The sequence below is a fragment of the Flavobacterium swingsii genome, assembly GCF_900111965.1.
In the GTDB taxonomy this organism is placed as follows: Bacteria; Bacteroidota; Bacteroidia; order Flavobacteriales; family Flavobacteriaceae; genus Flavobacterium; species Flavobacterium swingsii.
Map to the genome: position 1 here is coordinate 270514 of NZ_FOJT01000003.1, position 12915 is coordinate 283428.

14 protein-coding genes and 1 tRNA gene are annotated in these 12915 nt (G+C 32.9%); 9 read left to right on the forward strand and 6 right to left on the reverse strand.

Features of this window, described 5'->3' with window-relative positions; all coding sequences use genetic code 11:
* Positions 1-55 precede the first annotated feature (55 nt).
* The 5 genes from dusB to BM053_RS06410 all read left to right on the forward strand — a co-directional run bounded on the left by dusB (position 56) and on the right by BM053_RS06410 (position 2442).
* A complete protein-coding gene (gene dusB / locus BM053_RS06390) occupies positions 56-1048 on the forward strand; it encodes a tRNA dihydrouridine synthase DusB (RefSeq protein WP_091475294.1) in 993 nt (330 codons plus the stop codon).
* 27 nt (positions 1049-1075) lie between these two features.
* Positions 1076-1510, forward strand: coding sequence for a hypothetical protein (locus tag BM053_RS06395; protein ID WP_091475296.1), 435 nt, complete (start codon positions 1076-1078; stop codon positions 1508-1510).
* Between the two features lie 33 nt (positions 1511-1543).
* Positions 1544-1726: a hypothetical protein gene (locus BM053_RS06400; protein WP_091475298.1), complete on the forward strand. Its 183-nt coding sequence runs from the start codon at positions 1544-1546 to the stop codon at positions 1724-1726.
* The gene (locus BM053_RS12155) at positions 1719-1928 is read left to right on the forward strand and encodes a hypothetical protein (RefSeq protein WP_091475301.1); all 210 of its coding nucleotides are present in this window, start codon (positions 1719-1721) and stop codon (positions 1926-1928) included. Before BM053_RS06400 ends, BM053_RS12155 begins: the two co-directional genes overlap by 8 nt.
* A 100-nt stretch (positions 1929-2028) precedes the next feature.
* Positions 2029-2442 carry a hypothetical protein gene (locus BM053_RS06410; RefSeq protein ID WP_143076468.1) on the forward strand — a complete coding sequence of 138 codons (414 nt, stop codon included), beginning with the start codon at positions 2029-2031 and terminating at the stop codon, positions 2440-2442.
* A gap of 14 nt (positions 2443-2456) precedes the next feature.
* Here BM053_RS06410 and BM053_RS06415 read toward each other — a convergent pair whose 3' ends face one another.
* Both BM053_RS06415 and rbfA read right to left on the reverse strand, forming a co-directional pair.
* Positions 2457-3656 carry an ABC transporter permease gene (locus BM053_RS06415; protein WP_091475305.1) on the reverse strand — a complete coding sequence of 400 codons (1200 nt, stop codon included), beginning with the start codon at positions 3654-3656 and terminating at the stop codon, positions 2457-2459.
* Between the two features lies 1 nt (position 3657).
* On the reverse strand, positions 3658-4050 hold the full coding sequence (gene rbfA / locus BM053_RS06420; protein ID WP_091475307.1) for a 30S ribosome-binding factor RbfA: 393 nt from the start codon (positions 4048-4050) through the stop codon (positions 3658-3660).
* 224 nt (positions 4051-4274) lie between these two features.
* On the opposite strand from rbfA, the gene mce reads away from it, so the two are divergent.
* From mce to BM053_RS06435, 3 genes are all read left to right on the forward strand, one after another.
* Positions 4275-4679: a methylmalonyl-CoA epimerase gene (gene mce, locus BM053_RS06425; protein WP_091475309.1), complete on the forward strand. Its 405-nt coding sequence runs from the start codon at positions 4275-4277 to the stop codon at positions 4677-4679.
* A 45-nt stretch (positions 4680-4724) separates the two neighbouring features.
* Positions 4725-4798 (forward strand) — tRNA-Ile (locus tag BM053_RS06430).
* A gap of 193 nt (positions 4799-4991) precedes the next feature.
* A complete protein-coding gene (locus BM053_RS06435; RefSeq protein WP_091475311.1) occupies positions 4992-5204 on the forward strand; it encodes a PID-CTERM protein-sorting domain-containing protein in 213 nt (70 codons plus the stop codon).
* A 48-nt stretch (positions 5205-5252) separates the two neighbouring features.
* Here the strand turns inward: BM053_RS06435 and bioB are convergent, their stop codons facing one another.
* The 4 genes from bioB to BM053_RS06455 form a co-directional block, all read right to left on the reverse strand.
* Positions 5253-6341 (reverse strand): biotin synthase BioB, encoded by a 1089-nt coding sequence (gene bioB / locus BM053_RS06440; protein ID WP_091475313.1) that lies wholly within the window; start codon positions 6339-6341, stop codon positions 5253-5255.
* 138 nt (positions 6342-6479) lie between these two features.
* On the reverse strand, positions 6480-6923 hold the full coding sequence (locus BM053_RS06445; protein WP_091475315.1) for a hypothetical protein: 444 nt from the start codon (positions 6921-6923) through the stop codon (positions 6480-6482).
* Positions 6924-7028: 105 nt separating this feature from the next.
* Entirely contained in the window at positions 7029-7949 is a 921-nt protein-coding gene (locus BM053_RS06450; RefSeq protein WP_091475317.1) for a bifunctional riboflavin kinase/FAD synthetase, read from the reverse strand.
* Positions 7950-8024: 75 nt separating this feature from the next.
* Complete coding sequence (locus tag BM053_RS06455) at positions 8025-10064, reverse strand: T9SS type A sorting domain-containing protein (protein ID WP_091475319.1); 2040 nt, start codon at positions 10062-10064, stop codon at positions 8025-8027.
* A 487-nt stretch (positions 10065-10551) separates the two neighbouring features.
* On the opposite strand from BM053_RS06455, the gene BM053_RS12210 reads away from it, so the two are divergent.
* Complete coding sequence (locus BM053_RS12210) at positions 10552-12897, forward strand: zinc-dependent metalloprotease (RefSeq protein WP_091475321.1); 2346 nt, start codon at positions 10552-10554, stop codon at positions 12895-12897.
* The last annotated feature ends 18 nt before the right edge of the window (positions 12898-12915 follow it).

Here is a 12915-nt window from a genome sequence, read left to right on the forward strand (position 1 = left end):
AAAACATTGCTCTTCATTCAAAAATCTTGTTCTATCTTTGCAAAAAAAATAGACAATGCCTAAAATAGGTAACATCATATTGCCAGATTTCCCATTACTTCTCGCGCCTATGGAAGACGTGAGCGATCCGCCGTTTCGTAGATTGTGCAAATTGCATGGTGCTGATTTAATGTATTCGGAATTTATTTCTTCCGAAGGATTAATTCGTGATGCCATAAAAAGTCGACAAAAATTAGATATTTTCGATTACGAACGACCAGTTGGAATTCAAATTTTTGGTGGTGATGAAGAAGCTATGGCCATGTCTGCAAAAATTGTCGATGCCGTTCATCCAGATTTGGTAGATATAAATTATGGTTGTCCTGTAAAAAAAGTAGTTTGCAAAGGAGCAGGAGCAGGCGTTCTAAAAGATGTAGATTTGATGGTTCGGTTAACCAAAGCCGTTATTAGAAGTACCAATTTGCCAGTTACTGTAAAAACTCGTTTGGGTTGGGACGATAACTCTATTAATATTGATGAAGTTGCCGAGCGTTTGCAAGACATTGGTGTTCAAGCACTAACTGTTCACGCCCGAACAAGAGCGCAAATGTATAAAGGTCATTCGGACTGGACACATATAGAAAGAGTAAAGAATAATCCAAGAATTACGATGCCTATTTTTGGGAATGGCGATATCGATTCTCCCGAAAAAGCATTAGAATACAAAAACAAATTTGGTCTCGATGGTATGATGATAGGTCGTGCTGCGATAGGTTATCCTTGGATTTTTAACGAAATAAAACATTATTTTGCCACAGGAGAACATTTGCCAGCACCAACAGTTATCGATAGAGTAGAAGCAGCCAGAAATCACCTTACTTGGTCTATGGATTGGAAAGGCGAACGTGTAGGAATTGTCGAGATGCGTCGTCATTACACCAATTATTTTAAAGGAATTCATTCGTTTAAGGAATACAAACAAAGATTAGTTACACTCGATGATCCTGAGGAATTATTTAAAGTCCTTAGAGAAGTTGAAGAAGTTTATGCGGGTTATCAGTTTGTGTAGTTTTATGTTTACTAGTCTTGATAAAATATGAAAATATACAATAGTATCAGTTATCGCAGGTTTATTTTTTTTGTTATTTTCTCATTATACTTAATATTTTTTTTTAAATATAACTTTAAATATACCGGGTATGTTTTTATTGGTTGGGTATTTTCGCTTATAGGTATTTTTTCATTGTATTTTGAAAAAGAGCTTTCGATGATTATGTTGGATACGGAAAAAGAGAAAATATTTATCGTATATACTTCAAGATTTGGACGTGAAAAAGAAATTTCTGAATTTCTGATTGATGATGTTGATTGTTTAATCACCAAAGAACCAGGAGGAAGAGGAGGTTTAAAATTCGTATTTGAAATCAAGGTTAACGATGAAAAATTGACTAAATTTTTTATATCTGGATCTGGTTTTAGTCTTGATGAGTTAAGAGATTTAATTAAAGAAATTAGTAAATTAAAAGAATAATATATTTTTTATAACACATAAAATTTTATGAAGATGAATCCAGGATTGAAAAAATTAATACCATATGCGATAGGTGGTTTATTATTAACAGGTTATCAACTATATAGCGCCTCTGGTAAATTTGGAGTGTCCGAAATGATAGTAGTTGCATTAACTGCAGTTGTAGCGATTGGAGTAATATTGTTAATTAATAAAATATTTGTAAAAAATGACTAATTGGTTTTATTGTATATATGGTATTTCCTATTTAGTATCAGGAGTTTACTTGCTTGTTACTGTATTTGGATGGTATAAACCCAAACACAAAACGGAAGAGAAAGCAAAAAGCTATGAGCATTTTTATAAAAAATATAATACCTTCATTAAGATTGGTTCAGTATTTTTAATTTTAAGAGGAGTTTTTGTGCTAATAAATTAACTGTGATTTTTGTATTGTACAGCTTGCGTTAGCGGAGTGATGTATCCGAAACAGCGGGTGTCATATTCACAACAATATCCATTATATTAATATCCAAAAAATGAGGCGTTTAATTTCACTTTTAATAATTACGATGTCTATGTCTTCTTGTTTCCTTTCTGATTGGGACGTTAGGCTTGTTTTAATGAATAAAACAAATCACAAAATCAGATATATTGAACAATTAAAAAATAAAAAAGATTTTATCCCTAATTCGATAAATTGTGAGATTGATGAATTGAATTATATTAATTCTAATGATAAAAAAATTATTCGCTTTCATAATAAATGGGATGTTTATTTTAAAAATCATCCAAATGAATTATTAAGAATATATATAATAGATGAAGATTCTTTAATGAAATATGGAACATGTAAAATCTTAAAACAACAAATTTTCTTGAATCGTTATGATTTGACTTATGAAGATTTAGTAAAATTAAATTGGAGAGTAGTTTGCAATGAAAAGGATTAGGTAACCCCCAACTCTTATTCCAACAATTTTTTGCTCACACGACTTCCGGCAATAAAGGAAGCCATAACACCTAATATTGTAATCGTTGCCATAACAATGGCTACGTTTTGCAAATTGAAAATTACGGGATACGCTAAGGATTCGGTAATCATAACCACCTTAAAATATTGCTGAATTAGCACGATTATTATTCCTAAAAATAAGCCTAAAAATCCACCAAAAACCGTTAGCAAAGTGCCTTGCAGTAAAAATATTTTTCGCAAATCAAGAATGGGTGTTCCTACGTTATATAAGGTTTTCAGGTTGTCTTTTTTGTCAAGAATCATCATAATAATGGCGCCTGCCAGCGTAAATAAAATAAGGATAATGACTAAGGTGCAAATGAGGTAAAGGATAGTGTTTTCGGTATTTAGCATCTTATACAAACTATCGTTTTGTTGCGCTCTATTTTTTATAATCACCTTATTGCCAAAAATAGTATTCAAATCGGCAACAACATTTTCGCTGTTTGCATTTGGAGCTAATTTTATCTCGATTCCAGAAATCTGATTGGGTTTAAATTCTAGGAGTTCTTGGGTAAGTTCTAAATCGGCAAAAACGTATTTAGAATCCAGTTCGTCATTTATAGCATAAATCCCAATAGGAACTAAGTTCGATTTATTGAAAGCATTTTCGGGACTAGAAATAGCGCCTTTTCCAGGTTTTGGCACAAAAATCTCGAAAGCATTATCTAAATCAAACAACCCCAAAGATAATTTCTGAGCAATCATATTCCCTATAACGACTTGAGGCGTTTTTGGTGCGAGCCATTGGCCTTGGTACATTGCTTTAGTTACGTTGTTTACGAGGTTGTACTGACCATCGACACCTTTTATGTAAGCAACTTGTTCTTTGTTTTTGTACAAAAAAAGAACTTTTTCTTCGATAGTTTTACTGTAAAAAGCAATGTCTTTATTGGCTTTAATTTTTCGTTTCTGGTCTTCCGAAATAAGAAATGATTTACCGTATTTTGGAATAACTTTTAAATCTGGATCAAAATCATTGCTAAACGACAAACTAAATTCTTTCAGTCCACTAAAGATGGACATAAAAACGAAAAGTACCATAGCCCCAATTACAATTCCACCCAAGGCAATTTTAGAAATAATATTAATCGCATTATTACTACTTCGGCTAAAAACGTAACGTTTGGCTATGTAAAAAGGAAAATTCAAATTATATTTTCTTTCTTTTTTCTAACAAATCACGGTTCTCGATAGGATTTTCTTTTCCGGTAAGAGCATTGTCTATTTTTTCGATATAATCTAAACTATCATCAATATAAAAAGCCAAATTAGGAACCTTACGCAACTGCAAACGAACACGTTGCGACAAATCGTGCTTAATCAAGTACATGTTAGATTTTATAGATTCCAAAATTTCAGGCGCTTTTTCTTGCGGAAAAACACTCAAATACACTCTCGCCACACCTAAGTCTGTAGTTACAGTCACTTTAGAAACCGAAATAACAAGGTTCGAAATCCCATTCTTGCGAATCTCACCCTGCAAAATATCTACTAAATCTTTCTGAATAACGCCACCTATTTTTTTTTGTCTATTTGTTTCCATACTGCAAAAATACGATATTTTAGTTAAATACATTCTTAAAATTAGGAGCGAATTGCTCGGGCATTTTCAGGAAATTGCGTTCCTGCTATTCGTTACAATCTTTTTTCTATACCTGACAGGTTTTAAAAACCTGTCAGGTATAGAAAAAAGGATTTCCACTGCTATCAGGGCTATTTTAGGAAATGAATTGTATTTTTGCGAACTTTGCAACAAACAAAACAACAATGAGAAAAATAGAACACATAGGAATTGCGGTAAAAAATTTAGAAGTTTCCAACCTAATTTTCGAAAAATTATTTGGCGCTCCATCATATAAGCAAGAAGAAGTCGCGAGCGAAGGTGTAAAAACCTCATTTTTTATGAATGGACCAAATAAAATCGAATTATTAGAAGCCACAAATCCAGAAAGTCCCATTGCAAAATTCCTAGAAAAAAAAGGAGAAGGAATACACCACATCGCTTTCGATGTTGAAGATATTGTTTCGGAAATTGCTCGTTTACAGTCAGAAGGCTTTGTTGTCCTAAACGAAATCCCCAAAAAAGGAGCCGATAATAAGCTGGTTGCCTTCTTACACCCAAAATCTACAAACGGAGTTTTAATAGAATTGTGTCAAGAAATTAAAGATTAATTTTGGGAATCCCAAAAAATGTAGTAATATTGCACTCTCAAAACAGGTCCTATAGCTCATTCGGTTAGAGCAACTGACTCATAATCAGTAGGTGCTTGGTTCGATTCCAAGTGGGACCACTTTAGTTTTGCAAAGCCTTTCAAGAAATTGGAAGGTTTTTTTTATTTTTTGATATTTTATTGTAAATTAATTGGTTGAATCAAATATTTGCCCTATTATTGTGCTGAAAATAATTTTAGATTAAAAATTTATTTATTTAAAATAAACTCTAAAATGTTTTGTTAAAAAGTTTTTTTTTATATTTTTACAACTATGAATATTGCTCCGAAAAACCTAATTCTAAGTTTGTTAGCTGTTCTAACAACTTTTTTTACATACGCTGCTCCTCCAGGAGGTGGACCACCACCACCTACACCGCCACCGCCACCAGGATTACCTATTGATGGTAGTGTTTTCTTGCTTGTAGCTGTAGCAATGGTATATGGTTTTTATACACTCAGAAAATTTAAATTACAATCTAAATAAAAAAAGGTACGCAATTTGCGTACCTTTTTTGTTATGTATAATTCTTTGTTAGTTTTTCCCTTTTCCAGACAATTCAAGGTTTTTCTCTATCGTGTGGCCTGGTCTTGACCATTTTGGTTTTTCTCCTAATGATTCATATTGAGAATCTTTCGCTTCAACCGTTGTTGGTTGTGATACTTTAGTAAATGGTTTTTGAGGATTTAGTCCCAACATCTCAAACATTTTCATGTCTTCATTTACATCTGGGTTTGGTGTTGTAAGTAATTTATCTCCAGCAAAAATCGAATTTGCTCCAGCAAAAAAGCACATCGCCTGACCTTCTCTAGTCATATTCATTCTTCCTGCCGAAAGTCTTACTTGTGTTTCTGGCATAATAATACGAGTTGTGGCAACCATACGAATCATTTCCCATATTTCTACCGGCTTTTCTTCTTCCATCGGAGTTCCTTCTACGGCAACTAATGCGTTTATTGGTACCGATTCTGGTTGAGGGCTCAAAGTCGATAGTGCTACTAGCATTCCGGCTCTGTCTTCTACACTTTCTCCCATTCCAATAATTCCGCCACTGCAAACAGTAACGTTTGTTTTTCTAACATTTTCGATAGTTTGAATTCTGTCTTCAAAACCTCTTGTAGAAATTACTTCTTTATAGTATTCTTCGGAAGTATCTAAGTTGTGGTTGTAAGCATACAATCCTGCTTCTGCTAATCGGTGTGCTTGGTTTTCGGTAATCATACCTAATGTGCAACAAACTTCCATGTCTAGTTTATTGATGGTTCTTACCATTTCTAAAACTTGATCAAACTCTGGTCCGTCTTTTACGTTTCTCCAAGCGGCTCCCATACAAACTCTAGAAGAACCTGATGATTTTGCTCGTAATGCTTGTGCTTTTACTTGTTGCACACTCATTAAGTCGTTTCCTTCAATATCTGTATGATATCTTGCGGCTTGCGGGCAATAACCACAATCTTCTGGGCAACCACCTGTTTTTATAGAAAGTAAAGTTGAAACCTGAACCACATTTGGGTCATGATGTTCTCTGTGAATTGAGGCTGCTTCGTAAAGCAAATCCATCAGGGGTTTGTTGTATATGGCAATTATTTCTTCTTTTGTCCAATTATTTCTCATTACACTCATAATAGTATCTTATAAATAGGTGTCAAAAATAAGGATTTCGATTTAAAGTTTTACGTTCCTATTCATTTAAACTAAAAAATGTTTTTAGGAAATGGGTTTCCTAAAAACATTTTTGTTAAAAAACGTAATAAACTAACTCTAAAAATGCTTTACAGGGCGGTCTTTCCAGTATTGCATCAATGTAAATGTGATAATTATTGATGATGCAATTCCTTCGAAAAATAAACCTATACAGTATTCATTCACTGATGGTGTTCCTCCTCCAAATAAAAAATTCTGAGACAGTTTTGCTAAATAAGCATCGCCACCTTTCATAGAAATATAAGTTAACAAACCAGCAACACTTAAAGCAACACCGATTAATGCGGTTAATGTTCCTGAGATTAGATTTTCTAAATATTCTGTTTTGCCTTCGTTGTAATTAGATTTTATGGTCTTGTTTAAGAAATAGATGACTATAAAAATATTTAATATTCTAAGTAAAAAAACGTCTGATAATCCCAATAATTCCATAGTAAGGAAATAGAGACCAATTCCTATAAAAATTAAAATACCATTATTAAGTTCTTTCGGGATACTCATAAGTAATAAGATTTAATTAAACAATTGGTTAAAAAAATATAAATATTACATCAAATATAATTAATTATTATTATACTTACAAATATTTAACAATTTTCTATTGTTTTAAAAATAATCTAAGGAAGTGGTTTTGTCTTGCTGAAGTTGGCTTTTTAATTCATCAATTGAATTAAATTTCACCTCTTCTCTAATGAATTCATGAACAGAAATTGTAAGATTTAAATTGTACAAATCTTCATTTACATCAAAAAAATGAATTTCAATAGTTGTATTTTTTCCATCAACGGTAGGTTTTGTACCAATATTCATCATGCCTTGGTGGGTTTTTCCTTGCCAAGAACCTTCAACGATATAAACGCCATTTTTAGGAATAATTTTTTGAGTATTTTCGATACTAATATTGGCTGTAGGAAAACCAATTGTTCTTCCTAATTGTTTGCCTTTTTCGACTTTTCCTGTAAAAGTGTAATGGTATCCTAAATATTGATTCGCTAATTTTATATTCCCATCCTGAATTGCTTTTCTGGTTTTAGTCGAACTTATTGAGATTTCGTCTATCTCTTTGGCAGAAATTTGCTCGACATCAAAATGATATTTTTTCCCAAAATAAATTAAATCATGTATGTCTGACGCTCTGTTTTTTCCGAAACGATGGTCGTAACCAATGATTATTTTTTGAATATTTAATTTATCAACCAATACGTTTTTTACAAATTCTTCTCCTGTTAATTCCGAAAAAAGGGTGTCGAAAGGGTGTATGATTAAGTTATTGATTCCTTTTTTTTCTAAGAGAATGATTTTTTCTTCGTTGGTATTCAATAATTTGATATTGCTTTCTGCTTGCAAAACACTACGAGGATGTTGCGAAAAAGTGAGTACAACACTTTCTAAATCATTATTTTGAGTACTGTTTAATAACCTATTTATGATTCTCTGATGCCCCAAGTGAACACCATCGAAAGTACCAAGAGTTACAATGGTTCTTTTCTCACATTTAAAATCTGAAATAGAATGAAATACTTTCAAAGGGAATTAATATTTGTACAAAAATAAAAAGGATTGGCGTAAACCAATCCTTTTTTAAGAAAATATTTAAAAAAATTATTCTTTTATGAAATGTAATGTCTTTGTAGCGCCACCTAAATTTAAATTTAAGAAATAAACGCCACTAGTAAGACTTGAAACATTAACAGTTAAATCGGCATCAGATGAAACGACTTTAGTTACAACTCTTTGTCCTAAGTTATTGTATATTTCTATTTTACCATTTCTTACAATACCTTGAGAAACATCAATTGTAAAGAAATCTTTAGATGGGTTTGGATACAAAACAGTATCTTCTAATAAAGTAAAAGCATCAGTACTTAATACAGCATTGTTCGTAAAGTAGCTTATTTTCTGAGCGGAAGTAAAATCAGTAACATTTACTACTGTTGTAGCTCCAGCAGTTACAGTATAGTAACCTTGTGTTCCGCCATCATTTAATCCATCTCCAAATGAATCATTCATAGTTAGATAAAAACAAAGATTTGGATTTAAATTCCAAGTTTGATTATTTACTAATGTTTGAGGTCCTGCTACATCCGTATATGGACCACCAGCATATATATTAGGACCACCGCCACTTCTTTTTAAAAACCAAGAAATTTCGCTACCGTAAGTATCACCAACAAGATTAAATGTAAATGTAGTTGCGTTTGCATACGCTAAATTAGAGCCAAAAGTTTTAGAAGCAGTATTATTCGTTGCTCTAGCATCAGCACCGCCATTAACTGCTGTAATAGAAGTGTTAAGTGTTCCGTTTACAGCTGTGTTAGCTAACGTAATTGTTGCATATTTATTTGGAGCAAGAGAACCGGACCAGTTATTAACATAGTTTGTTCCTCCATTTATATTATAACTTATAGCAGCAGAAGTCATAGTAGCAGTTCCTCTGTTGTATAGTAATATTATTTTTGCAGGAGAAGCTGGATTTGGCGTAGTGCAATTAGGCTCAGCTTGGCAACCATTTTCAATTATTACTTGGGCATCATTTGCGAATAAAGCTATTGCAGCATCTTTATTAGACGCTCCATAAGCTCTTCTTGGGGAGTTATTTAAAACCGTTGTAATTCTTGTTTTTTGGTCTGCTGTAAATATATTCATACATGTATCGTCTGTATAATCCATGTAGTTCTCAATCATGTCATTACCTGGTGCTGCGCAAGAATTTGTGCCTGCAGGGCATCCACCATTTGCAGCAGCAGCAGCAGGAGTGTCTGCGCAAAAATCTTCATTAGTTGCAACATTTGTAGCTGGTGTTGGACAAGCGTCATCACCCCAAATATGTCTTAACCCTAGAAAGTGACCAACTTCGTGAGTCATTGTTCTACCTCTATCGAAAGGTGGAGAAAAACTTCCAGATGCCAATGCAGAACTACCAAAAGTAGCATAATTTGCAACTACTCCATCAGAATTTGCGTTTTGAGGAGCTGGACTCATGCCTGCTAAACTTGTTTCTGGAAATTGAGCATAACCAAGTAATTGGGTGTCGGTAAAATTAACAGACCACATGTTCATGTACAATGTAGGATCCCATATTGTTTTCGGCTTTACAGAAGAATCTATTTCACCTGTTGACCAAGTAGCTTGACATAAATTAACTCTATTTATACCATTTGTTGGGTTTCCGTTTGGATCAGCTTTAGCTAAAACAAATTCAACTTGAATATCTGCACCAACTGGGTTAGAATTAAAACCAGGAGTACCAGCCATTCTTCTGAAATCTTGATTCATAACCGTAATTTGCGATTGTACTTGCTCATCTGAAATATTTTCATTTGTTCCGTACGCATCACCATTATGAATAACGTGAACAACTACAGGAATATAGATAATCCCTCCTGATTGAGACATCGTTTGTTGTTGTTGAATTTTTTGAGCCATCCAGTTTTCAAAACGTTCTTTAGATTCCATTTTCGGATTTTTGGCTCTTAAAAAATCCTCGTATTCTGTAGAAGCACATCTAATATACCCTGAAGGAGTAATGTTTTCTGGATTTACTATTTTTCCGAAAACCGTTCTGTCACTAGATTTATTTTGTGCGAAAACTACGCTACCAAAACAAAAGAATAATGACATGATTAAAGTAATTTTTTTCATTTTTTTGTAAAAATTGGTTAATTAACAACAAATATAATAAAAAAACAATAATTTCATAACGCTGCAAAAACATTAACAATTTTTTTAAAAAATTAATAAATCACTTCCTGTTAAACAAATTTATAGTATTTTTCTAATCCTGCTAAAGTAAACGATTTTATTATTTTTTAAGACACACTTAATCGTTCTGATAGTTTTGTTTTTTCAGTTTTATCCAATTCGTTAAGGACATTGCCTTTTCCCTTATTTATCAAATACTGAACTATTTTTCTGTTCAAATTCATATAACTGTTAGGTGTTTATTTAGGACTTATTTTTGATGAAACTAAAAAAACGTAAAACGTATTTGTTGTAGATTAAGCTAAATTTTTATGAATTTATTAAAAAAAACAACCTACTGGCTTGCGTTTTTTAATTAAATAGGTTGTATTTTTAAATTATTTGTATAATTTAGCCCCAAATAACATTAACCTAAAATCTATTTAAAATGAAAAAACAATTACTATTGGTTTTTACATCTTTATTTATGCTTACTCAAGCGCAGGCTCAGACGACAAATGTTTGGTCTGAACATGAAGGTGCAAATAATAAAATCGTTACAGACAAAGCAGTCGCTAGACAGTCTTTTCCAAAAGTATTCAAACTATATGATTTGAATACTGAATCAATGAGAGAAACTTTATTCTCAACAAGAAACAATGCTTCAAAAGGAAAAACTATCATTTCTTTGCCAAATGCTGATGGTCAAATAGAAGATTTCGAAATGTACGAAGCTTCTAATTTTGATGATGAATTGCAAGCAAGATTTCCAGAAATTAGAGCGTATTCTGGAAAAGGAATTACAGATAAATACGCGACATTAAAGTTAAGTATTTCTCCACAAGGAATTCAGACAATGGTTTTTAGAACAGATAAGGAAAACGAATTTATCGAGCCATACTCTCAAGACCATACTGTTTATTCTGTTTATAAATCGCAAAGAGACAAGAGTAAATTAAATTGGACTTGTGGTACAATTGATGAGCCTATTGTTAAAGGGTTAAATAAAGCTGTTGAAAATATTCAAAAAGTAAATGATGGTAAATTAAGAGTAATGCGTTTAGCACAATCTTGTAATGCTGAATACTCTAATTATTTTGGGGCAACAAGTCCAGCTCAAGTAGGATTAGTATTAGCTGCTTTCAATGCTACGTTAACTCGTTGTAATGGTGTTTACGAAAAAGATTTAGCACTGCATCTTAATTTAGTTGCAAGTTCAACTAATGTTATTTATTATTTACCAGCAAATTCTGATCCATATTCGACATTAGGGAATTGGAATACGGAATTGCAAGTGGCATTAAACACTACTTTAACTGGTGTTGGTACTCCATTAGCGACTAATAATGCAGCTTATGATATCGGGCATATGTTTGGAGCTTCTGGTGGTGGTGGAAACGCAGGTTGTATTGGTTGTCCGTGTGTGGATGGTGTTGCAGGTGGTGGTGGTAGCACTAAAGGAAGAGGGATAACTTCTCCAGGCGATGGTATTCCTCAAGGAGATAATTTCGATATAGATTATGTAGTGCACGAAATAGGTCACCAATTAGGAGCAAATCATACTTTCACATTTGCAAATCATGGAACAGGTTATGAAGTAGGTTCAGGAATAACTATTATGGGGTATGCTGGTATAACTAGTGTTGACGTTATTCCTCATTCTATTGATGCATATCATGCTGGATCAATAGTAGATATTCAGGCGGTTCTAGCTGCCGCTGCTTGTCCAGTAGTTACAAATATAACAGCAAATAATGCAACACCAACAGTAACACTTACTGGTACAACAATTACAATTCCTATAAGCACTCCATTTGCTCTTGATTGCACAGGTGCTGATGCTAATGCAGGTGATGCTCTTACTTACAGTTGGGAACAATTTAACAAGCCAACTACATACAATAATGCTTTTAGTAATGCTACAGTAACAAAAACAAGTGGTCCTAACTTTCTTTCATGGGCACCAACTGCTTTAACTACACGATACTTTCCTAAAATGACTTCTGTGATGGCAAACTCATTAATTACTGCACAAGTAGGTGGTGATGCAGGGATGCAATCTGAAGCTATTCCTTCTGTAGCAAAAACTATGACTTTCAGAGTCACGGTTAGAGATAATGCTCCTTATGTTTCATCTGGTTCTATAAAAGTGGGTCAAACAAATTTTGTTAATATGAGTGTAGTTACTAATACTACAGGAGGTGCATTTAGCGTTTCTTCTCAAGCTGCAGCTGGTATTAGTTATCAAGGAGGGTCGTCTCAAACTATTACTTGGGTTAAAGGTTCTACTGATCTTGCTCCTTTTAATGCTACAAATGTAGATATTTTAATTTCTTACAATAGTGGCGTAACTTGGACAATAGTACTTGCCAGTACAGCAAATGACGGTACTCAGTCTGTAACGTTGCCTAACCCAGCTACGACTCAAACAAATTGTAGAGTTATGGTAAGATCGGCTGTTACAGCAACTCAAAAATCATACTTTTTTGATGTAAATAATACGGCATTTACTATTACAAACTTTTTAGGAACTGATAGTTTTGAATTTCAAGATTTCGGATTATTCCCAAATCCAAATAAAGGAAACTTTAATGTAAGATTTACTTCAGTATCTACAAATGATATTAAAGTAAATGTACATGATACGAGAGGTCGTCAAGTATATGAAAAATCATTTTCTAATACAGGAGCTTTCAATCAAAACATTAATTTAAATAAAGTAGAAGCAGGAATTTATTTAGTTACTATCGCAGATGGTGCTAAGAAAACTGTAAAACGTATTATTGTAGAATAATATAAATTTATATAATAA

What these genes read in the sequence shown, in the direction of transcription:
- BM053_RS06400 (WP_091475298.1), top strand. Translation starts at nt 1,544, where the DNA reads ATGAATCCAGGATTGAAAAAATTAATACCATATGCGATAGGTGGTTTA.
- BM053_RS06410 (WP_143076468.1), top strand. Translation starts at nt 2,029, where the DNA reads ATGAGGCGTTTAATTTCACTTTTAATAATTACGATGTCTATGTCTTCT.
- rbfA (WP_091475307.1), bottom strand. Translation starts at nt 4,050, where the DNA reads ATGGAAACAAATAGACAAAAAAAAATAGGTGGCGTTATTCAGAAAGAT.
- BM053_RS06435 (WP_091475311.1), top strand. Translation starts at nt 4,992, where the DNA reads ATGAATATTGCTCCGAAAAACCTAATTCTAAGTTTGTTAGCTGTTCTA.
- mce (WP_091475309.1), top strand. Translation starts at nt 4,275, where the DNA reads ATGAGAAAAATAGAACACATAGGAATTGCGGTAAAAAATTTAGAAGTT.
- BM053_RS12210 (WP_091475321.1), top strand. Translation starts at nt 10,552, where the DNA reads ATGAAAAAACAATTACTATTGGTTTTTACATCTTTATTTATGCTTACT.
- dusB (WP_091475294.1), top strand. Translation starts at nt 56, where the DNA reads ATGCCTAAAATAGGTAACATCATATTGCCAGATTTCCCATTACTTCTC.
- BM053_RS06395 (WP_091475296.1), top strand. Translation starts at nt 1,076, where the DNA reads ATGAAAATATACAATAGTATCAGTTATCGCAGGTTTATTTTTTTTGTT.
- bioB (WP_091475313.1), bottom strand. Translation starts at nt 6,341, where the DNA reads ATGAGTGTAATGAGAAATAATTGGACAAAAGAAGAAATAATTGCCATA.
- BM053_RS06445 (WP_091475315.1), bottom strand. Translation starts at nt 6,923, where the DNA reads ATGAGTATCCCGAAAGAACTTAATAATGGTATTTTAATTTTTATAGGA.
- BM053_RS12155 (WP_091475301.1), top strand. Translation starts at nt 1,719, where the DNA reads ATGACTAATTGGTTTTATTGTATATATGGTATTTCCTATTTAGTATCA.
- BM053_RS06455 (WP_091475319.1), bottom strand. Translation starts at nt 10,064, where the DNA reads ATGAAAAAAATTACTTTAATCATGTCATTATTCTTTTGTTTTGGTAGC.